Below are 22,435 nucleotides of genomic sequence, written 5' to 3'. Positions count from 1 at the left end.
GGAGAAGATAATAGGTGCTGCGCACTATCGGGGTCTGTCCCCTTTTTCCGAAAGCAGCGATAGATCGTGGTTTACCATCGCTTGGACCACTGTAGCCAAGCTACTTTTGGTTGTCCAACCCAATAATTTCCTAGCCCGGGACGGGTCGCCGACCAATCCGACGACTTCGGCAGGGCGAATGTATCGACGGTCGAATTCGTAGTGTTTTTTCCAGTCGAGTCCCACTTGGGAAAAGGCCGCTTCCAAGAAGTCTCGCACGGTATGCGATAAGCCGGTGGCTAATACAAAATCGAGCGGTTCGGTGTGCTGCAGAATCCGCCACATGCCTTCGACGTATTCCGGGGCATAGCCCCAATCGCGGGAAGGATCGATCGATCCCATCCGTAATTTTTCCTGTAAGCCTAAGGAAATTGCCGCCGCCGCTTTGGTAATTTTACGCGTGACAAAGGACTCGCCGCGGCGCGGTGATTCGTGGTTGTAGCAAATGGCATTGCAAGCGAACAAACCAAACGATTCGCGGTAAATTCGAGTCATGTTGACGGCAAACGCTTTGGCAACGCCATAGGGCGATACCGGCTTCATCGGCGTCTCTTCATTTTGCGGCGAATCGGCAGGGGCACCAAAAATTTCGCTGCTGCCGACATGCAGAATTTTGCATGGTTTCTCAAGGTCGCGCAAAATTTCCAAGAGCCGCAATGTCCCCATCGCTGTGAATTCACAGGTCGATTCGGGAATCTCAAAACTCGCACCGACGTGGCTTTGGCCAGCCAGATGGTACAGCTCGTCTGGCTGAACTTTATTCAACAACCGACGCACCGTAGTGGTGTCATCCAGGTCTGCATAGTGCAAAAAAAACTGCTTGCCGTAAACGTCGTCATCACCGGTCAAGTGATCGAGTCGAAGTCGCACAGTATTGCTCGCACGACGGACCAGCCCATGAACCGTATAGCCTTTACCAAGTAAAAACTCGGTGAGGTACGATCCATCTTGGCCGGTGATACCCGTTACGAATGCAGTTGGCAAAGGAACGACTTTAGTCTTGGTGGTCTTACAATTTGAAAGTGGGAGACTTCGCGCTCAATAAAGCAGTGCTATACCTGCTTGATTGTAGACAAAGTTGTCATGGCCGAAACAAGTTGATGGATTTTACAATACCAGTCGAGATGGCTCCGCTGCCGATCAGAGGGCCTATAACGAACGCAACGGTTCGTGGTAGCACCATCAGGCGAGACCCAAGCGCATCGTAGCTGGCTTCGCCAAAAGCCGGTCAAGCGCATCGTAGCTGGCTTCGCGCATAAGCCGGGAGGAGCATTGGGTAGCTTTACCGTTTCGCCACGAGCACTGCTGGGCAAGCCAGCAGTGGCACCTGTTTTCAGGAAGCTCGCCAATTCAGCAAATGCCCCTGTTTCAGGAATCGCACCGGGCTGCAACCGCGTTCTGGCGAACGCAGCTACGGGAAGACAATGCACGCGCATCGTAGCTGGCTTCGCCTAGAAGCCGGGAGCAGCATTGGGAACGTTGCCGCTACGCCACGAGCACTGCTGGGTAAGCCAGCAGTGGCACCCTGTTTTCAGGAAGCTCGCCATTTCAGCAAATGCCCCTGTTTCAGGAATCGCACCGGGCTGCAACCGCGTTCTGGCGAACGCAGCTACGGGAAGACAGTGCAACCGCATCGTAGCTGGCTTCGCGCATAAGCCGGGAGCAGCACTGGGAAGCTTTGCCGTTTCGCCACGAGCACTGCTGGGCAAGCCAGCAGTGGCACCCGTTTTCAGGAAGCTCGCCATTTCAGCAAATGCCCCTGTTTCAGGAATCGCACCGGGCTGCAACCGCGTTCTGGCGAACGCAGCTACGGGAAGACAATGCACGCGCAGCGTAGCTGGCTTCGCCTAGAAGCCGGGAGCAGCATTGGGAAGCTTTGCTGTTACGCCACGAGCACTGCTGGGCAAGCCAGCAGTGGCACCCGTTTTCAGGAAGCTCAACTGCCTGTTAGCAGTGGCACCCGTTTTCAGGAAGAGCTCCCAGGGCAACCGCGTTCCTGGCGAACGCAGCTACGCGGGGGAGAGTCGAACGCTAGCAGTCGCAGGAAACGCAATCGCACTTATCGCACGTGCAAGGCTCGCCGGCACTGCAAGGGCAACTGCATTCGCAACGTTGGCAGTTGCATGCTGACGCATTTCCTGCGTCCACCGACGAAGTACCAACGACACCGCCTACAGTTGCGGCAGCTAGAGACAAAAACAATAGTCCAGATTTTAACATTAGAATATCCTCAAATGATCATTAGCAATATTATGATTAGAAACGCAAAAACTCACGGCTGACTTAGCCAAAGATTGACCTAGCCAACACTAGAGCTCGAGGCGTTTCATTCCTGCCAAGAACATTCGAGCGCACACTGCTCGCTCGCTGAGGTCGCTGAAACATCCGCCGCCACCGTCGCGTCGATCGAAACTTCTGGCGACAGCGGCAATGCGGCTGGCAATGCAAAAGTATCTGACGCCACAAGAACGTCCGCTAACTTGCGGTCCGACGTGATGGCAAACAAGCTTTGAGGTTGAGCGGGCTGGCATTGGCAGGGGTCGAGCGTCACTACCGAGTCGTTTTGACCGCCACCGTCCGCAACATCTGTCTTAACGGAACAGCAAGATCCGGTCGCACAAGTTTCGTCAACCGCTGTGTGGCTGTAATCGACCGGCAAAGCACAACAATTGTGCGAAGACTCGGCTGCAGGCGATGTATTGATCGCGTTGCCCAAGACCGTGCAGCAACAAGATCGGTTGGAAGCACCAAATCCAGACGATGCAACGAACGCAATCAAAATTGCCCACAGGGCAAATCGTTCGCGTTTTGTTTGCTGATATCGCATGAAATTCGCCACTGCGGTTGAAACCAGTCTGGATTGCTCCCCTAAGCCTAACATCTAAACGACAGGCAATGCAATAAAGTTCACGCCCGTCCGTCAAGAAAATTCGAAATGGGCAAAAACTAGACCACGTACGGCGTGGCTTTCAGCCCGCTGCAAATTTCGAAACGAAGCTGCGACTGGCCAAAGGCCCATTCTACTTAGGTGGCCTCGCGGAGGCTTAGGCCGCCGTTTCTTGTAACGATGATGTGGTCAAGCACTTCAATGCCCACCAAACGACCAACTTCCGTCAGCCGCTCAGTCACTTGACGATCTTCGCGGCTGGGCGTCGAATCGCCGCTGGGGTGATTGTGCACCAGTAACACCGCGCTGGCCGCATCGCGAATCGCTGGTCGAAAGACTTCCCGCGGATGAACTAAACTAGCATCGAGCGTCCCGACCGTTATCTGGTGCGTCTGGATCGGTTTGTGCTTGGTATCGAGCGTCACAATATGAAACTCTTCCTGCACACCGTCGCTGGCAAGGTAGCGAAACGCTTCGTTACAGTATTGGACGGCGGAAGCGGTACTGGTAATCTTGATGGTGGTCTGCTTCTGCCGCGACTCGGCGTCCGCAACACGCCGACCAAGCTCAACGCCAGCCATGATCTGAGCATAACTAGCTACCGAGATCGCTTTACTGATCTGCTTCAGCTCCGGCGCAGACATTTGTCGCAGTCGCGGAAGACTATTGGCGAAGTAATTGGCGATTTTCCGGCCCGCTTCAACGGCCGACTCGCCGCGGATCCCAACACGTATCAGCACCGCTAATAAATCGGCGTTGGTTAGCGTAGCAGGACCATCGCGCAGCAACCGTTCTCGCGGACGTTCTTCCAACGGAGTCTGCGTCACTTGCCCACCACGAACTTGACGTTCCACCCACAATGTCACCTCCTGCGCAGAGGGCAAAGTTGGCCATTCGAAGTGCTCTTGTCCATCCGCGTCATAGGCTTCCAGCATGCCGTCGTGCACGAGCTGGGACAGGGTCATTCGCACGAACTGTTTTGTCGCTCCTTGGCAATGTTCGATGGCATGGTCGAACGAGAACCGCTCCATGGCAGCGATCTGCAAGAGCAACCGGTTGAGCTTGTCTTCGCGTTTGGACATCGCAGCGATAGGAAGAGGCAGCAAAATTGAGTGCTGCAAATTCTAGCCGCTGACAAGGAGCTAGGGAATTTGGCTAGCAAATTTTTCTGAGCTCGTAGCGTGGTTTTCGTTCGTAGTACCGCCTTCAGGCGGCTTGGGTTCGTAGTAACGCCTTCAGGCGGCTTTTGAATAAGATCTGAAGGTATTGCGTTTAACAGTTAGCCGTAGGCGTACTCGTTATGGCTCGCTGTAAAAACAGGTACGCCTTCGGCTAACTGTTAAACGAATCGCCGCCTGAAGGAGGGACTACGAACGGGCGTGAGCTAGGGACGAACTTCTAGCTGCACGAGTTCCTGAGCTCGTTGCAGCAGTACGGAATACTTGTCGTTCTTGTTGATGGTCGCAAGCAACTCCCGCAATGTTTTTTGCGAGTCGATCCGCTGATTATTAACCAACAATATGAGATCATTCGCCAGAATGCCACTCCGCTGAGCGACCGAACCGTCGATCACTTGATCGATAAATGGCGGCGTCTTGGGCAACACGTCGGGGACTAAAACTAGCCCCACGCCCTCCGGCGTATGCGGGTTCGCATCGGCCTGCATCTTCTTCTGTCGCTCGGCAATGATCACTTCGCCAGCCAAGACGCGTTTGACCGATCCAGCCAGTACGTCGGATGGCAAGGCATAATTCAAGTAAATCCCCGCTTGCTCGTCCCGCAACTCTTTGCCCAGCATCCCCAACGCCCGGCCTTGCAGATCGACTAGAACGCCACCGGTTGCACCCGGGTTGTTGGTCATCGCATCAACGACGATGACGGGGCCTTGATACAGCGTCTTGAACGCTCCCTTTCTTGCTGACAGTTGCGTGATGGCCATCACCACCCCCTTCTGCACACTCGACTCTTCCCGCCCCTTCGCAATTTTAAAGAGATTGCTGACAGCGAAGACGCGCATGCCCGGGACAGCTTTGCCGCCGCCATCCAAAGCGAAATAGTCGTTCCCCTCGTTGGCTATTTTAAGCACTGCGATTTCGGTTTGAGGGTCGCTGCCGATGATCGTCGCGTCGTGGCGAACGCCATCAGATGTTACGACATACGCAACCGAAACATCGAGCACAGTGCTCCAGGAAGTCAACACATGCCCTTGATCGCTGATGAAAAAGCCCGACTGATAACTTTCCAGCCCGCCAATTCCGCCCGCGCCATAAATTTTCACAACGCGCGATTGCAGTAGGCTGGACAACGCTCGAGGTCGAGGCATCGACGCATCTGTGCCGGCCACATCGGCTGCATGACCAGCATCAACAAGTCCGCTGGCAATGCACAACGACAGTACGATCCGCTTTAAACCACATAGCATCATAGACTTTTCTCCGTCTCTGCTTCTGGTGCAGCGGGTGCACTCTTGAGCTCTAGATTCTCGAACTTCGCTGGTGTCAGTTCATCGATAGCGTAACCGAAGCGAACCTGCATGGGGAACGATTTGCCTTGCAACTGTTGATAGCTGTCGATATAGAATTCAAAGCGGTCCTGACGCGGATCGGATGCTAGTTCGATCAGTCGGATCTTTCCGGAATCATTATCGGTGTAAAAATAAGCTTCGACGTCGGCGGCGGTGATTTGTACTAAATCAAACTGCTCCGATTCACCGACGACAGCTCCACCGCCGATGTAAGTCGTCGCGCCGATCAAAGCAGGCTTTTTGATCTGCCAATCGTGCCATAGCTGCATGGCGATGCCGAAGGCGTGCAGCGATCTGGAATCGACCACGGGGCTCCAACCGCTCTTGGCTGGAATCGATTTCCGTTGATCGGCGATGGTGGTAGAAATGGTCCGGCCAGTCAATTCGGCCGAGACGGTTGTCGTTTCGCCCAACAACGTTCCGCTCACGAGCATCTGCCCGCTGCTGTCAGTCCACGCTTTGCGGTCTTCGTCAAGGGCCGCGATTCGATCCAATTCAAACGAGTTGAACCAGGCATTCGCGAATCCCTGTTTGGCTTCGTATTTTTGAAACGTCTTACTAAGCTCGCTTTGCGATTCGTCGGCATCTTTCGTCGAAGTTGGATCTTCCGCATCTTCGCCTTCAGCCGGATCGCCAGGTTTCTTTTCATCGTCACCCTTGCGTTTAGGCCGTTCCTTGCCGCTCTCCGATTCACCTTCCACAATCTCCTGCAGTTCCGCGTCGGTGTGGAGTGCATCAAGCCGAATCCAAGTCTCTTTGACTTCGTTGCCCTGGCGATATGTCATCGGCAGCCGATAACGCGCGGGATATATTCCCAGCAGATTCAGCAGTTCGTTACGCGTTTCAATCTTGCGACCGCCCAACGATAAAATTTCGTCGTCATAACGCAGTCCGCGGCGGAACGCATCGCTGCTTTCCAAAATATTGGATACGAGCACCCGATTCTCGACATCTCCGCTAACGGTAAAACCAAGTGTTGCATGATCGACGATGCGACCAGAACGTAGGTGTTTCAAAAAGAGCATCGCTTGGTTAATCGAGATCGCGTAACCGACGCCAACGTTGACTCGTCCGCGTTTCTCGAACGAGCATCGCCCATTGATGCCGATCAAATCCCCATTGGCGTTGTAGAGAGGCCCACCGGAATTCCCAGGGTTGATCGCAGCGTCCGTCTGAATGCAGTCCGTATATTCAAGGATCGAACCGGACGGATATTGATAGCGATGCGTCCCAGAAACAAGCCCCCACGTAACGGTCGGTTCGAGGTTCGTTGCCAAAACAAACGGATTCCCCGCCGCAAAACACCAGTCGCCTTGCTGCACCGTGTTGCTATCGGCGATCGTAGCAGCCGGCATGTCGACCTCTTCAAACATTTTCAGCAGAGCAAGGTCGCCTGTCGGGTCGATCCCCACCACAACGGCATCGAACATGCGACCGTCGCTCAGGCCGCAACGCATTTGATGGCCAAATGGGGACGACACGTGGAAGTTCGTCAGCACATAACCATCTTTCGAGATGATGACGCCGCTCCCTCCGCCTTCCCCTTTATCGCTGAAGACACCGACGGTCGACATCGTCGCTTTCTTAATCGCGGCGATGCGGTCGGCCTCTGCCGCCAGCACTTTCGCACTCACCTCAAGCTCAACACCGGATGACTGTTGAGCGATCGCGTTAAGTGCAGGAAACCCGCATATGAGCGCAATGGCAGCGGAATTCTTGAGCGAGGTCAAAAGCCTAGCGGTACGATAGTTCGCCATAGTTCACTTTCCTTGTGGATGAATCTCGACTACCGAAGCAATCGCGGTTGAAGCAAGATCGTACGAGTTCCAAAGCCGATCAGGGACGGGGATTCGATTGCGATTTCGAACTGTTTGTTCGGCACCACTTCCGCCTCGATTTCGGCCCGCATTTGATCGCCTGAAAACTCTCTCGACCACACGACCTTTCCATCAGATCGCACAACAATGTTGATGGGGCTGAGAACCGAAGCGCCCTTGGCTCGCTCCACGCTCGCCTCCAGTCGCTGGTACCCCTCGGGAGCTCGCATCACGACCTTGCCTGCGCCTTCGAATAACAGATTCCGGTTGGTTGTCGCATCCGTGGTGGACGATTTCAAATCTGCGGAAACAAAGCGTGGCTTCAAAAGTTCGAGTCGCGCGGAAATTGGGGTAGCAGAGCTAAGATTGGGCGTTGCAACGCGTTCGAGCGACTCGATTTCGTTCAGCCATTTCATGTTCGCCGACGCGTAATCGATCTGCGCAAGCTTGCTCGCATCGATTTTGACTTCAACACCACCCAGGGTTACCAAGTTCAATACTGACGTCGAGCCATCTCGAACTAGTTCCAAAGAGCGGCTTATCAGTCGAGTCCCATTGTTTGTTATGACCGTGGCGGCGTTTTCTACATCGACGCGATCGCGACGAAACCAAATGGCACCGGCTAGTTTCGCTCGGGGAGCCGGAATGGTCTGGCCGTCGAATTCGAACTGAACCGTCTCTTCGGTAATTGCGATGATGGCTCCGTTGAGCATTTCCAGGTCGTTTTCGCGAAGCACGGCAATCGAGTCGGAGACGCGTTCGCCTTGCTGAGAAGACTTCCATGTTTGTGCCGCAGGATCCGGCAGCGTGCGGAACTGAAGCGAACTGATGGCGTTGCTGGGCAAGGCGATATCGCTAAGGAACGTTTCGCCTTGAATCTGCCAGACATCATTGTCTCCAGTGATTTGTTGGGCTCGCAAGCTTGTGCCGTCGGTCAGCACGACTTGAACACCGTCCGGTGGAGAAGCTTCGGCTGTTTGGCCGTTGGCGAACTGAACGCGCAACAGGTCTGACGTGGCGATCGATTTTTCACTGCCGTTCTCGACGATTACAACGCTCCCGTCGGCAAACTGCTGCAGTTCGCCTTTTTGCACGTTACCCGAAAGGTCGACGAGTTCTACCTGTTGGGCGTAAGCGTTGCTGTAACAGAACGAAAGAATAGCCGCGAAGGTTGCTGTGATTGGCCAGCGACGAACGGAGTGGGCTGGAATATTCAAGTGTTAAGTGCCCGCAGGAAGGGTGGTCGGAGTCGAAAGGGGGAAAACCAGTGACCGTTAGGTAATAGTCGCTTGCGATTATATGCCGTGGCGTTCCTTTTATGTACGCCAAAGTTTCGCGGAGGTTGCCGACATGTTTTCCGAATGCAGTCAGCGGGAGGCTTGAATGGGAAGGGGAGGGGATTGAGGAGCCTTTGCCGTGCCGGCTCACCCTCGAAGTTTGTAGCCAGACTTGCGGGGAACCCTCGCGGCTTGGGAAGGCATTTTCGACACTTAGTTCGTGACTGGAGGGCGGTCAAAAAAGGCTGGCATTCGACGAAATTTGGCTTCCGCGTCGTCCTTGGGCGGGAACCATGAAATGCTCACATTCTAGGCACGAGTGCTATTCTTGGGGCACTTTAAACAAAATGAAAATTTTATTTGACTTCTTAACTTGCTTGCTGGCAGGATTTTAAGCACTTCGAGGACACCTGGTCAGTACCGGTTGGCGCGGGAATTGTTGTTGCATGCACGACGAGCACCAGACCGGTCGAAGTCGACTTACGATTTTGATCGCAAGGCCCAGGCAGGGGTCGACGGGAGAATCGGTCCGGGTGGTTACAGCAGCTTGTAGCTGCGGCAACTCGAGCCCGATCGGTACGCCTGTGTGCGGCTGCGGTCTTGTTGCGGAAATGCAGATCGTTTTCATTTTTTGTCGTGTACAGGAGAGACTCCATGACGAGGCTGACCTCGAAAACTTGGCTCGGACTGAGCATTTTGGCGCTTGTAGCGTTTGCGGTATTATCGGTTTCAGACATCAGTACTTTAACATCATTTGCACAGGAGGCTGCGGAAACTGCGGCTGAAGTAACAGCAGAGACGGTAACAGAGGAGGCACCGGCCGAAGAAGCTCCGCCAGCCGATGCAACGCCCGAGCAGTTGAACGATTATGCGTTCAACACGATTATCATGTTCATTTGTGCGATCTTGGTTTTGTTCATGCAAGCAGGGTTCGCGATGGTCGAAGTCGGTTTGAATACCGCGAAGTGCACGGTCAACATTTTGTCGAAGAACTTGCTCGACTTGTGCCTTGGCGTGTTGCTCTTCTGGGTTGTTGGATATGGTTTGATGTATCCCGGGGCAGATTATGCAGGGGGATATTTCGGGTTTGGCGCTCCATTTGTCGCTCGCGACGTAGAGCCTAATTTCAACGCGAACACCAGCGTGCCTTGGTCTGCATCGTCTGACTTTTTGTTTCAGGCTGCGTTTGCTGCAACAGCAGCAACCATTGTCTCTGGTGCGGTTGCTGGACGTTTAAAGTTTGGCGCTTACCTGGTTTACAGTGTGATCATCACTGGCTTGATCTATCCAATCAGTGGTTTTTGGAAATGGGGGGGTGGCTTCTTAGCCGAAGCTGGTTTCCACGATTTTGCGGGTAGCATTGTGGTCCATGCGGTTGGTGGATTTGCTGGTCTGGCCGGAGCGATTCTGCTCGGACCTCGTCTCGGCCGATATTCCGCCGACGGCCGCAGTATTCCCATCCCTGGTCACAATTTGACCTTTGCAGCGCTGGGCGTATTTATCCTGTTCATCGGTTGGTTTGGTTTCAACCCAGGTAGCCAGTTGACATACGCTGGAGCATCGAACGCAGAAGCGACCAGCTATATCGCACTGACGACGATTTTGGCTGCATCAGCTGGTGCAGTTGTGGCGTTGATCGTTGCTTGGGCAGCGTTCGGCAAGCCCGACTTGACGATGGCTTTGAACGGCATGTTGGGCGGCTTGGTTGGTATCACCGCGAACTGCGATTGCGTTGAGCAATGGGCTGCGATTGTTATCGGAGCTGTTGCCGGTGCATTGGTAGTTCTGGGGGTTATCGCACTCGATAAGCTAAAGATCGACGATCCAGTTGGAGCGTGGCCTGTTCACGGCCTGTGCGGCGTGTGGGGCGGCCTTGCAACTGGTATCTTCGGAGCCGAGAAAGTGTTCATGACTCAGTTGTACGGCACAGTCGTCATCGTACTGTGGGCGTTTATCACCATGTTCATCGTCTTCTTTATCCTAAAGATGGTTGGATTCCTGCGAGTTTCCGCCGAAGAAGAGAAGGCTGGCTTGGATATCGTCGAGCATGGACTTCATGCTTATCCAGTTGAGTCGAGCATCTCGTAGTACATGTTTGATCTACTCGACCGCGTGCGGTGGCTTCGGCTGCCGCACGCGGGTCAACGGACACGTGGAGTTTTGCTCTGCGTTGTCTCCGCTAAATCAGTTTGAAAAACGCAATCCATCTCGGCTCTTGCCTGGGCCGAAGGATGCCCCAATGACCCGTGGCAGAGACTGCGCCTCAACTGCCGCGGGTCGGGGTGTTTGCGGCCTGAATTTTTGGCACCGTCCCTGCCTGCGATTTGAGGCATCTTTGGCGACGAACTGGGTCCAATTTTTGAAACATGATGCTGGACCGTTTCCTGAATAGGGTGCCACTTCTATCAGGCAGTTGAGCTTTCTGAACAGGGTGCCACTGCTGGCTTGCCCAGCAGTGCTCGTGGCGTAACAGCCAAGCTCCCCAACGTGCCCCCGGCTTCTGGGCGAAGCAAGCTACGATGCGCTTGGTTTGCGCGTGCGTCCGCCTGAAGGCGGTACTACGAACAGTTCCTGAAAAGGGTGCCACTGCTGGCTTGTCCAGCAGTGCTCGTGGCGTAATGGAAAAGCTCCCCAACATAACCCCGGCTTCTAGGCGAAGCCAGCTACGATGCGCTTGGTTTGCGCGTGCGTCCGCCTGAAGGCGGTACTACGAACTGTTCCTGAAAAGGGTGCCACTGCTGGCTTGTCCAGCAGTGCTCGTGGCGTAACGGCCAAACTTGCCATTGTGCAACCGGCTTCTTGGCGAAGCCAGCTACGATGCGCTTGGGTGATGCGATTGTCGCCGGTTTTCGGGCTTCCAAAGCATGGCTTTTCTAGCAAACTTGGGTTACGATCAAGGCGAATTCAATTCCAGTTCCCGTTCACGATCCATCGCTTACTTAATCGCCCATGGTTAGCTTGCCTGTCCTACCGCAAATCGCAACGCCGACTCCACTGAAAACGATGGATGGGCGACGGCCCACGCGCGATGAAGTGCCTAAGTCAGAATGCCTTTGCGACTACTGTACGGCGCTTTGCTGCCGGTACTTTGCATTGCCGCTGGATCCGCCAACGGAAATGCACGAATTTGATTACATGCGCTGGTATCTGCTGCACGATCGAGCTTCTGTGTTTGTCGACGGGGACACGTGGTACCTGCTGGTTCACACTACCTGCAAGCACCTTCAATCGAACAATATGTGCGGAATCTACGAAACGCGTCCGCAGATTTGTCGCGACTATTCGACCAAACGTTGCGAGTACGATGACACAGCCGTGTACGATCGCTACTTTGAAACGCCGGAACAAGTCGCTGAATATATGGAAGCGCGCTTCTTTAGCAGCGATCCCGATAAACTGCGGACGCAGCCTCCAAAGCTACCAGTTCTGAACTAAGCGGTCAGCCAAAACTAGCAAAAAAAGCGTTGTCTTCCCGGCGGACACTCGGCATGCTCGTTGAGCGCGAACTCGTGGCGTCCACTTCTTGTCAGAGTTGCCGAGGTGCTTTCAAATGTCGGTCGTGGCGTCTTTACGCCTGGCTCGTTCCTACTTTTTAAAAATATCGATGTCTCAGCAATTGATTCAGCCCCGTACGCTCAAAGGTTTTCGCGATTATCTGCCAGCCGCCATGCTGCAACGCGAGTGGATGATGAGCGTCGCGCGGACTGTTTACCGGAAGTTTGGTTTTGTCCCCATCGATACCCCAGCTCTCGAGTATTTCGAGGTGTTAACTGGGAAGGGGTCGGAAGAGACTGATCGCCAGATGTACCACTTTGAACATGGTAGCCGCCACGTCGGCATGCGGTTCGACTTGACGGTACCATTGGCTCGATTCGTCGCTCAGCATCATGCCGAAGTCGGACTGCCCTTCAAGCGATATCAAATTGCCGCTGTTTGGCGTGGCGAAAATCCGCAGGCTGGTCGCTATCGCGAATTCACGCAATGCGATTTCGACACGATCGGAACAGAAAGCGTTGTCGCTGACATTGAAACGATCAACGTCGTCCACAGTTTGCTCAGCTCGCTGGGCATAACACGCTTCCAGATCCGAGTTAACAGCCGCCAAATTCTGTCGGGGCTTCTCAAATCGATCGATGCCCATGACCGTTCGACGGCGGTCCTGCGTGCTTTGGACAAGTTCGATAAGCTGGGTGAAGAAGTCGTCGTTCAAGAACTATCGAACGTTGCCAAGTTACAGGCGAACCAGATCGATAAAGTCCTGTCGCTCGCCAAAGCCACAGGTACGAACGAAGCGATCTTGGAAGAGCTTCAGCGTTCGCTGGGCGACCAGCCTGACGCAGCAGCGGGAATTAGCCGACTTGAGCAGATCTGCGAAGCCATGCATGCCATCACAGGCGACCCCGAATCGGTGCGGATCGATGTACGCATTGCGCGCGGGTTAGACTATTACACAGGGATCGTTTTCGAAACACTCCTGGGCGACTTGCCAGAGATCGGCAGCGTTTGCAGTGGCGGGCGATACGACAATCTTGCGGGGCTGTATACAAAGCAACACTTGCCAGGCATCGGTGGATCGCTGGGGCTCGATCGTTTGCTCGCGGCCCTAGAACAAATGCAAGCGCTCGAGAATCTGACCTCCAACAAGACCGTCTTTGTACCCTATTTTGACGCGGAAAGATTGGGAGATTATCTTGCAATTGCAACCATCTTGCGCAACGCTGATATCAACGTCGAGCTTTATCCCGAAGCGAAGAAGTTAGGGCAACAACTGAAACATGCTGATGCGCGAGGATTTCCGCTTGCTGTCATCGCCGGTTCGGACGAACTTCAGCGCGGCGCCTGCCAAGTCAAAGACTTGCGACATAAGACCAGTTCTGAGATCGCCTGGAAAAAAGACCCACAACAATTAATTGACACTGTGACCATGTTGCTTAATCTACCAAACGGCACTTTGTTGGCATAAAAGCGAGGGACACGAGATGTTGAAGACAGTCGCTGGCGTACAGACGCATGTTACTTTCGCCGACAAGGCCGCTAACTTACAGCGAATGTACGATTGGTTGAATCAATCGGCATTGCAGGATTGCGATCTTGTCGTCTTTCCCGAGTGTATGTTGACGGGCTATTGTTTCAAGTCGCTGGAAGAGGCACTTCCGCTGTCGGAACCGATTCCTGGACCTACGACGCAGGCCATGATCGAGTGGTGTCGCGAGCATCAAAAATACGTCGCGTTCGGGATGCTTGAAATAGGCGAACAGGGCGAAATCTACAACGCTTGCCCAGTGGTAGGTCCCGACGGATTGGTGGGTGTGTATCGTAAAATCCACCTTCCGTTCTTAGGTATCGATCGTTTCGCAACACCCGGAAAATGGCCGTACACGACGTACGACCTGAGCGGCATGCATGTAGGCGTACACATTTGTTATGACGGTTCGTTTCCGGAATCGTCTCGAATCATGGCGTTGCAAGGCGCCGACTTACTCATCCTCCCCACGAACTGGCCGCCTGGAGCAACGACGTTTGCCAAGTTTCTACCGAATGCTCGCGCACTGGAAAATAACGTCTACTTCATGAGTGTAAATCGCGTCGGAACAGAACGAGGTTTTCGATTCATCGGTGAAAGTCGGCTTTGCGGTGTCGACGGGGAAGCGATCAGTGACTGCCACGGGCAAGAGGAAGGAATCGTGATCGGGCGAATCGATACGGAAGTCGCTCGTGCGAAACGCTTGGTACGAATTCCCGGCGAACATATTATTGATCGCTTTGCTGACCGGCATCCAGAGTTCTACGGCGACCTTGTTCAACCGCATGATCTACGACGACCGGTCGACGATTATTCGTAGTCCCATTTGAGAGCCCAAGGGTCTTCCATCGCTTGCTGAAACTCTTTCAGCTTGCGTTTGTAGTTTTCCAGCGTCGCTGCATAAGCAGGGTCTTCCGCAAGATTCTTTGACTCCTGCGCATCGCTGCGGATATCATACAGTTCAAATTCAGGACGCTGAATGTATTCGCCTACCGTGTTGACGCCGTAAGGAGCATCCAGTCCTTTTTTGTACTGCGACTGCCAGGAGGGGGCGATCCAAAGGTCGGAGGCGAAGGGAAACGGCAACGGATGCGCGATATTCCAAATCAGTTTGTATTGCGTATCGCGGATAGCACGCATGGGATAGTACATTTGAATCTCATGAAACGTATGCGATGCAAAAATGTTATCCCAATGTTCTGCCTGCGGCTGCGAAAATAAATGTAGCCAAGATTTCCCATGGTAGCTGCGAAACTGAAAGGGACCGCTCTGGTTCTCCCTCAAGCGTACGCCTTCGTTCTTCCAAAAATCGTTGGGATTTATCCACTTTTTGGGACCATTGACTGCTTGATCCAGGCCGCCGGCGAAATCAAGCAGGCTGGGGGTGATATCGATGTGACTGACGAGCGCCTGTGACTCGACACCTCGCGCTTGCTCATAAGGATTACGCACGACCAAGGGCACTTTCAAACCGGCCTCGTAGACGGTCGTTTTCGCGCCTGGGAAGGCGACGCCGTGATCGGAAGTAAAGACGATCATCGTTTTGTCGTACAAGTTCGCTTCTTGCAGGATCTTGACCAAGCGAGCTAGACCTTGATCGATCCTGGAACAAGATTGGTAATATTGTGCAAGTTCACTTCGCGTTTCCGCGTTATCGGTTAAGAAGTACGGCACGTCCACTTCGGAAGGCGAAAAGAACTCTTCGGCAATCATTGGATAGGCACCTCGCTGAGGTTTGTTGCCAAATAGATTCGGCTTGAGCTCAAGCGATGAAGTCTCATCAACTTTGTCGCTGCGATGGGGGTCGGAGGTTGCAAAGTAGAGGAAGAATGGTTGATCCGATGAAGCGGATATGAACTCGCGACAGTTCTCCGCCATCTCAACCGGGCTGCGCGAATTCGCTGGTAGATACTCGTCAAAGTGATACACGATTTCTGGAGCGACGTGATACTTTCCAATCTGAGCTGTTCGGTAACCTTCGTTCGCCAAGACTCGAGGCAGCGACAGGCTCACGACATGGTCGAACGAAGAGAACTTGTGAAAGTCATGTTGGTGCCCGAACTGGCCATTTTTATGATTGTGCAAGCCTGACAATATGACGGAACGGCTAGCGCTGCAGGAAGCGGTCGTGGCAAAGGCGTTTCGGAAAAGCAGACCATCGGCGGCGAGGGCATCGATCGCTGGAGTTCTTGCAACTTTGTCGCCATAGCAGCCGAGCGTTGGGCCTTCGTCGTCGGTGATAAAGAAAATGATGTTCTTTTCCGCGGCCCGGAGCTCGCCCGTCAAGCTCAAGAATTGCGAACCGAGCAACATGGGTAGGATCAACATCAGGAAAGTCTGTCGTACGCTCATCTTTTTTAGAACTCCTGTATTGTTTCGAAAGCGGCCGGAATGCTCTATGATTTCGGTATGACTAACACCACATCAAATTTGCCGGGCATCTCTCAATTTCGATTAGACTCGCAAGTCGCCGTGATAACGGGCGGAGCGAAAGGGTTGGGGTTGGCGATGGCTGCGGGCTTGGCATCTGCGGGCGCCAATTTACTGATCATTGGACGTGATGCGGAAGTAGCTGAGGCTATGGCAAATCAGCTTGCCGAGCAATATGGCGTGGAGGCGATTGCATTTGGCGGCGATGTGACTGAATTGGTGTCGATGGAAAACGCGATGGCCGTCGCGCTCAAACGTTGGAACCGCATCGATATTCTAATCAATAGCGCGGGGATCAACATCCGCGGTCCGATTACGGAATTGAGCAGCGAACAGTTTGATCAGGTCATCCGCACGAATGTTCACGGAACCTGGAACGCTTGCCGATCAGTTTTACCGGCGATGAAGGCGGCAAATTATGGACGAATTATCAATCTCGCCAGCACTTTAGGCGTCGTCGGCTTGGCGAATCGAACCCCATACGCCAGCAGTAAAGGTGCCGTCGTTCAAATGACACGCGCTTTTGCGCTAGAGGTAGCGCCATTCGGAGTGACGTGCAATGCAATTTGTCCCGGCCCATTCCTAACCGAGATGAACATTCCAATAGCTGATACCGAAGAAGCCAAAAAGTTCATCGTCGGCGCGGTGGCTCTAGAGCGATGGGGCGAACTTAAGGAGATTCAAGGGGCTGCGATCTATTTAGCCAGCCCCGCCAGTAGTTTTACGACTGGCAGCCTCTTGTTTGTCGATGGTGGTTGGACCGCTCGATAAGCGCTGATGCTCTATTTTTCGTTAGGCCCAGCATATGAACGTTCGAACTTATCGCGGAATGTTGTGGTCGATTGTATGGAGCCTTGCGATTTGCTCGAGCGTGCTTGCACAGTCATCCTCACAGATCCAGCGAGCGCAGTCGCTGGTTAGAAAATTGCTCCCGCTGTCGTCACCAATCGCTGAACCACAGCCCGGAGACTGGCTAGCAACACAACAAGAAACGGGGCAAACGTTTCGACAATACTTGTCGGGTCGCCCGAACACTCTTTCACGTGCTCGAAGTACGCTTTACATCCAGCCGATCGGCGAGTTTTTAGGCGACGACCAAGCGTTATTAGAAAAGACCGCCGAGTTTTTGGAGATCTATTTTGCTTGTAAAGTTCGTACTCTTGAAACTATCGCGGAATCCGAAATTCCCAGCGAGTCTCGCCGCACAAACACAGCCACCGGGAAGCAGCAAATCCTAACAAGCTACGTGCTTGAGAAGCTTTTGCCACCTCGCTTGCCGCGCGATGGTTTTGCAATCCTCGGCCTGACCACCGTGGATCTGTGGCCCGGCGAAGGTTGGAATTTTGTTTTTGGTCAAGCGACGTATCGAGATCGTGTAGGCATCTGGTCGATCAGCCGCTTTGAATCGACAACAGACAACGCGGCGATCAACGACTTGCGATTGCGACGCACTCTGAAGGTTGCTTCGCATGAGACCGGCCATATGTTTTCGATCAAGCATTGCACGGCTTACGCTTGCAACATGCAGGGCAGCAACTCACTTGAGGAAGCAGATCGGCAGCCGCTGAATCTATGTCCAGAGTGTTTAGCAAAGGTTGTCTATGCGACGAATGCGGATGCGGGCGAGCGTTTCGTGAAGCTGGCCGAATTTTGTAAGGCTAACAAAATCGCCGAGGAGTCTTATTTCCAGGCGGCTAGCGATTTACTGAACCCTTGATTTGAGCTACCGCTAACTGCTGGAATCGACTGGGCTATGATCCTGTGAGCGCGGCCAGTAATGGCTCCAACGGCACGGTTGCAAAAGACGAGGCATAATCGCTCATGGCATACGGGATGACCAAGCGTTCGTTATGAATGATGCCGCCGCAGCTATACACCACGTTTGGCACGTAGCCTTCTCGTTCGTTTTGATCAGGCACTAGCAGTGGTTCGCTGAGCCGTCCTAGCACTTTGGTAGGATCATTGAGATCGAGCAAACACGCTCCAATTGCATACTTTCGAAGCGGCCCAACGCCATGAGTGAGCACGAGCCAACCAGCTTTCGTTTCGATCGGCGAACCACAATTCCCTAGTTGTACAAACTCCCACGGGTAGAGCGGCTTCAGCAGATCCTGTTTTTCGTTCCAGAAATAGAGTTGGTCTGAGGACATGATAAAGACATTTTCGCCATCTTGCCGACCCAGCATAAAATAGCGGCCATTGATCATCCGCGGAAAAAGTGCAAACCCTTTGTTCTGCACTGCAGCGCCATTGAGGGTATGGACGCTAAACCGACGGAAGTCATTCGTTTCGATCAACTGCGGTAGCACGACGCGGCCGTCGTAGGCAGAGTAGGTCGCATAGTACTTGCAATGGCCGGGTTCACAAAACTGGACAAATCGAGCGTCTTCGATACCGTTGCTTTCGCTGGGTGCTCCTGGAAACAAGACACGTTCGGAAATTGACAGCTCTGGTTCAAATTCAACGGTGTAGTTCGACGCAATCAACGTTCGCATCGTATTCAAGTATGAATGCAACCCTATCTCATGGCTTTCGCCGCTGGTCAGTAACAGCGAGATCGCTTGTTCAAACTGCCGATCTGAAAACTCAGGTGGCAGAAGTGCCGTCACGGCATCAATCGTCCGCTTTGGAATCGCGAGTTCCATGAGTTTGCGGCCGAAGATCTTTGCTTTAATCAACGCATCGGGAACGTTGGTCGGCATCGTCACGTATTTGCTGACTGGATCCATCAAGATCTGATAGTCCGCGGTGATCGTGCCTTCGCGAAATGTAATACTAGACAGATGGCCTTCGCCCGTCGCCCGCAACGAAATCAGGAACCGCCGTGCGCCAGGTTCGACAGAATCTTGCTTAGGGTGCCACACGATCGAAGGATTGAATAAGGCAGCGGATTCAAGCGAATACTCCATGGTGAAGTAAGCGCCGATCAACAATTGTCGATTTTCGTCGATGTTTGAATGGACGTTGACGATCTTTTTGACGGCGTTAAAACGCGCTTGAAAGAACTGCAGCGGCTTTTGATGGCGGCCTTTGAATTCGGCGAGCACTCGATCGAATTCGGCGCTCATTTCTTCATCGGTCATGCAGATGACGCGCGTGAAGATCCGCATCACTCGTTTTTCATCGCTGATGTTAAACGGTCGAAAAACAACGCGCGCCAAATTGGGAGCGAGACAGATACCGGTACGGTAGACAGGCACAGTCGATTTGTTTACAGGCGGATTCATCTAGCCATCGTCCTCAGGTTTATGTTCCGATGCAAGGCTGTAGAAACATACTGGTTCATCGAAAAACTACTAGAGCTTTGTCGCAACTAAATTATTAGGATCAACCGCAATGTCGTGTGGCATAAATTCTAATAAAGTTTTGAATGTTGGCCGCTTGAGCTCAGCCGGCTCGTCAAATCGATCGCGAACAACAGATGGGACGACGACCTGCCACGAAGATGCCGATTTGAATTTAAATCGGCGTATGTAAGCCCAAAACAAGGATAGCAGGGCCTTGCTCTAAGAATCTGCTGGCGTGCTGAAGCATCGGCGAGTTATGGAGCGGGAGTCAATTACCGAAACGGCCCTTGGGAGGTTTCGCTCAATTGACTGCCGGACCGATAAACACAAACACCGGCAGACAGGAAGGCTGAATCGGGAGCGAACTCCAGAATCGACACGGAAAACTAAGCGGCTTTGACAATTGCAGCCGACAGGCGGCTTTTTAGTCGTGACGCTTTGTTAACATGGATCACGCCTTTGGCTGCGGCTTGGTCCAAAGCCTTTGCAACCTTTGGAAACGCTGCTTTCGCATCGTCCAATTGCTTACCATCGATAGCAACTCGCAGCTTGCGAATAGCGTTTCGAAGGACGGACTTTACAGCACGATTACGCAGACGTTGCTCTTGGCTTTGACGCAGACGACGCTTGGCACTCTTGGTATTTGGCATAAGATTTCAGAACGATGGCAAAATTGCGGTAGACCTTTGTTCCGCGTTTCCTAGATTTCATCTAGCCCAGACGCAGGATCTTGATTTTGAGGGCGCATATAATTGCATCATTTTCCTACGCTGTCTAGGCGTTTTTCCGTTTACTTCCGCAATCTAGTACGTTTGTTTTCCCCGTAACCTGACCGAGCGACCGCGATTAGTCCTACAAATAGCATTCCCGACGCAAAAACGCTTGGAAAAGTATACCTCGTCTCGGCAGGGCCAGGAGACCCTGGGTTGCTGACCCTGCGCGGCGCCCAGTTGCTGGCGGACTGTGATGTCGTTCTTTATGACGCCCTGGCAAATTCAGACTTATTGCAGCATGCGGCGGCCGCGACCGAGTTGATTTCGGTCGGAAAGCACGGCGTCGATCGGGTCTGGAACCAGCAAGAAATCGAGCATGAAATGCTAGGGCACGCTCGACTGGGCCGACGGGTCGTTCGGTTAAAAGGAGGCGACACTTCGATTTTTGCTCGAACAGGCGAGGAACTGGAATTCCTGCTGGCCCATGGCGTCCCCTTTGAAGTCGTCCCAGGCGTCACGGCGGCGTCGGCAGCGTCGGCCTACGCTGGCATTCCGTTGACACACCGCGATTGGGCGTCTGGCGTCGCGTTCGTGACGGGACACCAGCAGGCCACCGACGGCACGCAAGAATCGGACGACCAGTTGGATTGGACCGGGCTGGCGGCGTTCCCAGGCACCCTCGTGCTGTACATGGCCGTCACCAATACCAAACGCTGGACCGGCCAGTTGATTGCCGCTGGCAAGCCGAGCTCGACTCCCGTCGCAATTGTTCGCCACGCAAGCCTCTCGAATCAAGTCGTCGTTCGCACCACACTGGGCAATTTGCCTGATATCATCGAAGGCCCGCCCAAGCTTCGCCCACCAATCGTCTTTATCGTCGGACCTGTCGCCAATCTTGATACCACTATGAACTGGTTTAGCGATCGCCCACTGCTTAACAAGACGATTGTCCTAACAAGGCCCGAGGGACAAAACGAGGCTCTAGCGCAAGCCCTGCAGTTGCTAGGTGCGAGCACTGTGATTTGTCCTGCGATCAGCATCACGCCGCCCGCCCCCGATTCCGATGAGTTTGCTGAACTTAACAAAGCACTGGATCAAATACACACGTACGATTGGATCGTATTCTCATCGGCAAACGGCGTCCGTCACTTGTTCAAGCATCTTTTTGACAAAGGACTTGATTTAAGAGCAATACGCGACTGTAAGTTTGCCGGCGTGGGGCCTTCCGTTCGAACGGCGTTGGATGAATTACATTTGAATTGCGATGTTGTGCTGGAGGACAACTTGAATGCGGAACACTTGGCTGAAGTCCTGCTGCCGCTGGTCCGTAACGAACGCGTGCTGAACGTCACTACCAATCGAGCTCGTACGACGCTGCCAGACGCTCTGCAGGCAACAACTGCGAAGTTTGATTCTGTCGTCCCGTATGTCAGCCGACCGGTTGCACAAATGCCGCCTCATGCCACTCCGCATTTAAAACAGTCTCCTGAAATCTTCGTTACTGCAACGAGCACTTCGGTTGCAGAAAGTTCTTTTGCGATGTTCAGCGAGTTCAGCTCGAAAGTAGTTTGGATGTCGCTCTCGCCTCAGATCTCCGCCGCTCTTGAACAACTGGGAGCGCGCTACATCCGTGAACTCAAGCAGCTTTCCGCTAGCGAAATTGAACGAATCGTCGCCGCACAGTAGCGGCGCGCATCGGCTAAACTGAAACCTGATTGGCAACTTGCAAGCACGCAACAAACGCATTTTTCGAGACCGACATGGTTCAAGCTAAAGTAATAAAATCATTCAGCTTTTTGTGGTCGACAATTATCGGCGGCATCTTTTTCTTGCTACCGATGATCGCGATTCTCGCACTGCTAGGGCAGATCTATGGCATTGTGGCCGCCATCGCAGTGCCGCTGCACGACTATATTCCAGTCAACTCTGCGTTAGGTATCGGGCTGCTGTTCCTGGCTGCGATTGTTGTCGTAATCTTAATCTGTTGCGCCGCAGGAGTATTAGCTCGGCGGGCAATTGGACAGCGCTTTGCAGGCAGGCTTGAAAAGCAAGTTTCCACGCTGTTCCCAAAATACTCCGTTTATAAAGACTTGCTCGCTGGAAACTTGAACCATGATCATGGCGGTCCCGCTCTTAAACCGATCCTGCTGACGATGCCTGAAGGCGAGCGGATCGCCTTTGAAGCCGACAGCTTGAATGACGATACAGTGGTAGTCTACCTGCCAGGCTCGCCCGATGCTTGGATTGGATCGGTTGTGTTAGTGCCACGGTCGCGGATACGCCCTGCGAGCATAACATTTAATGACACCGTTGGAATCCTTGAACAACTCGGCAGAAACTCAAGGCAGTTTCTCGGTTCAATCGACCGTCATGTCGCCAAATAGTGGCTACCGCATCACTAAACGCGCTTGCGATAACTCCCATCGCTAACGAGACTA

17 protein-coding genes are annotated in these 22,435 nt (G+C 53.3%); 8 read left to right on the top strand and 9 right to left on the bottom strand.

The features are described 5' to 3' along the window. Nucleotides 1-24 precede the first annotated feature (24 nt). The 6 genes from SH451x_RS05105 to SH451x_RS05080 all read right to left on the bottom strand — a co-directional run bounded on the left by SH451x_RS05105 (nt 25) and on the right by SH451x_RS05080 (nt 8,484). Nucleotides 25-1,023 carry a GDP-mannose 4,6-dehydratase gene (locus SH451x_RS05105; protein ID WP_479361364.1) on the bottom strand — a complete coding sequence of 333 codons (999 nt, stop codon included), beginning with the start codon at nt 1,021-1,023 and terminating at the stop codon, nt 25-27. Between the two features lie 1,342 nt (nt 1,024-2,365). Then, nucleotides 2,366-2,866, bottom strand: coding sequence for a hypothetical protein (locus SH451x_RS05100; RefSeq protein WP_479361363.1), 501 nt, complete (start codon nt 2,864-2,866; stop codon nt 2,366-2,368). 197 nt (nt 2,867-3,063) lie between these two features. Continuing rightward, nucleotides 3,064-4,008, bottom strand: a complete 945-nt coding sequence (gene radC / locus SH451x_RS05095) for a RadC family protein (protein WP_479361362.1) — start codon at nt 4,006-4,008, stop codon at nt 3,064-3,066. Nucleotides 4,009-4,310: 302 nt separating this feature from the next. Further along, nucleotides 4,311-5,351: a S1C family serine protease gene (locus SH451x_RS05090; protein ID WP_479361361.1), complete on the bottom strand. Its 1,041-nt coding sequence runs from the start codon at nt 5,349-5,351 to the stop codon at nt 4,311-4,313. Continuing rightward, entirely contained in the window at nt 5,348-7,207 is a 1,860-nt protein-coding gene (locus tag SH451x_RS05085) for a S1C family serine protease (RefSeq protein ID WP_479361360.1), read from the bottom strand. Before SH451x_RS05085 ends, SH451x_RS05090 begins: the two co-directional genes overlap by 4 nt. A gap of 29 nt (nt 7,208-7,236) precedes the next feature. Beyond that, nucleotides 7,237-8,484, bottom strand: a complete 1,248-nt coding sequence (locus tag SH451x_RS05080; RefSeq protein WP_479361359.1) for a hypothetical protein — start codon at nt 8,482-8,484, stop codon at nt 7,237-7,239. Nucleotides 8,485-9,198: 714 nt separating this feature from the next. On the opposite strand from SH451x_RS05080, the gene SH451x_RS05075 reads away from it, so the two are divergent. The 4 genes from SH451x_RS05075 to SH451x_RS05060 all read left to right on the top strand — a co-directional run bounded on the left by SH451x_RS05075 (nt 9,199) and on the right by SH451x_RS05060 (nt 14,387). Beyond that, complete coding sequence (locus SH451x_RS05075; protein WP_479361358.1) at nt 9,199-10,632, top strand: ammonium transporter; 1,434 nt, start codon at nt 9,199-9,201, stop codon at nt 10,630-10,632. 861 nt (nt 10,633-11,493) lie between these two features. Further along, nucleotides 11,494-11,979, top strand: a complete 486-nt coding sequence (locus tag SH451x_RS05070) for a YkgJ family cysteine cluster protein (protein WP_479361357.1) — start codon at nt 11,494-11,496, stop codon at nt 11,977-11,979. A gap of 181 nt (nt 11,980-12,160) precedes the next feature. Further along, a complete protein-coding gene (gene hisS, locus SH451x_RS05065; protein WP_479362883.1) occupies nt 12,161-13,507 on the top strand; it encodes a histidine--tRNA ligase in 1,347 nt (448 codons plus the stop codon). Nucleotides 13,508-13,523: 16 nt separating this feature from the next. Beyond that, nucleotides 13,524-14,387, top strand: coding sequence for a carbon-nitrogen hydrolase family protein (locus SH451x_RS05060; RefSeq protein WP_479361356.1), 864 nt, complete (start codon nt 13,524-13,526; stop codon nt 14,385-14,387). On the opposite strand, the gene SH451x_RS05055 is transcribed toward SH451x_RS05060, so the two are convergent. After that, the gene (locus tag SH451x_RS05055) at nt 14,378-15,895 is read right to left on the bottom strand and encodes a sulfatase family protein (protein ID WP_479362882.1); all 1,518 of its coding nucleotides are present in this window, start codon (nt 15,893-15,895) and stop codon (nt 14,378-14,380) included. The genes SH451x_RS05060 and SH451x_RS05055 overlap by 10 nt on opposite strands. Nucleotides 15,896-15,958: 63 nt before the next feature. Here SH451x_RS05055 and SH451x_RS05050 point away from each other — a divergent pair, with 63 nt between their 5' ends. Together SH451x_RS05050 and SH451x_RS05045 are read left to right on the top strand one after the other, a co-directional pair. Next, entirely contained in the window at nt 15,959-16,768 is an 810-nt protein-coding gene (locus SH451x_RS05050; RefSeq protein ID WP_479361355.1) for an SDR family NAD(P)-dependent oxidoreductase, read from the top strand. 34 nt (nt 16,769-16,802) lie between these two features. Then, the gene (locus tag SH451x_RS05045) at nt 16,803-17,714 is read left to right on the top strand and encodes an archaemetzincin (RefSeq protein WP_479361354.1); all 912 of its coding nucleotides are present in this window, start codon (nt 16,803-16,805) and stop codon (nt 17,712-17,714) included. Between the two features lie 34 nt (nt 17,715-17,748). Here SH451x_RS05045 and SH451x_RS05040 read toward each other — a convergent pair whose 3' ends face one another. Both SH451x_RS05040 and rpsT read right to left on the bottom strand, forming a co-directional pair. Next, a complete protein-coding gene (locus SH451x_RS05040; RefSeq protein ID WP_479361353.1) occupies nt 17,749-19,224 on the bottom strand; it encodes a glycoside hydrolase family 130 protein in 1,476 nt (491 codons plus the stop codon). 446 nt (nt 19,225-19,670) lie between these two features. Further along, complete coding sequence (gene rpsT, locus SH451x_RS05035) at nt 19,671-19,934, bottom strand: 30S ribosomal protein S20 (protein ID WP_479361352.1); 264 nt, start codon at nt 19,932-19,934, stop codon at nt 19,671-19,673. Nucleotides 19,935-20,129: 195 nt separating this feature from the next. On the opposite strand from rpsT, the gene cobA reads away from it, so the two are divergent. Together cobA and SH451x_RS05025 are read left to right on the top strand one after the other, a co-directional pair. Beyond that, nucleotides 20,130-21,683, top strand: coding sequence for a uroporphyrinogen-III C-methyltransferase (gene cobA / locus SH451x_RS05030; RefSeq protein WP_479362881.1), 1,554 nt, complete (start codon nt 20,130-20,132; stop codon nt 21,681-21,683). Nucleotides 21,684-21,757: 74 nt separating this feature from the next. Next, entirely contained in the window at nt 21,758-22,381 is a 624-nt protein-coding gene (locus tag SH451x_RS05025; protein WP_479361351.1) for a DUF502 domain-containing protein, read from the top strand. Nucleotides 22,382-22,435 lie beyond the last annotated feature (54 nt).

It is taken from the genome of Njordella aestuarii (assembly GCF_056494165.1).
The sequence above is the reverse complement of the archived record's forward strand: the minus strand, read 5'-3'. Positions and strand labels throughout refer to the sequence as shown.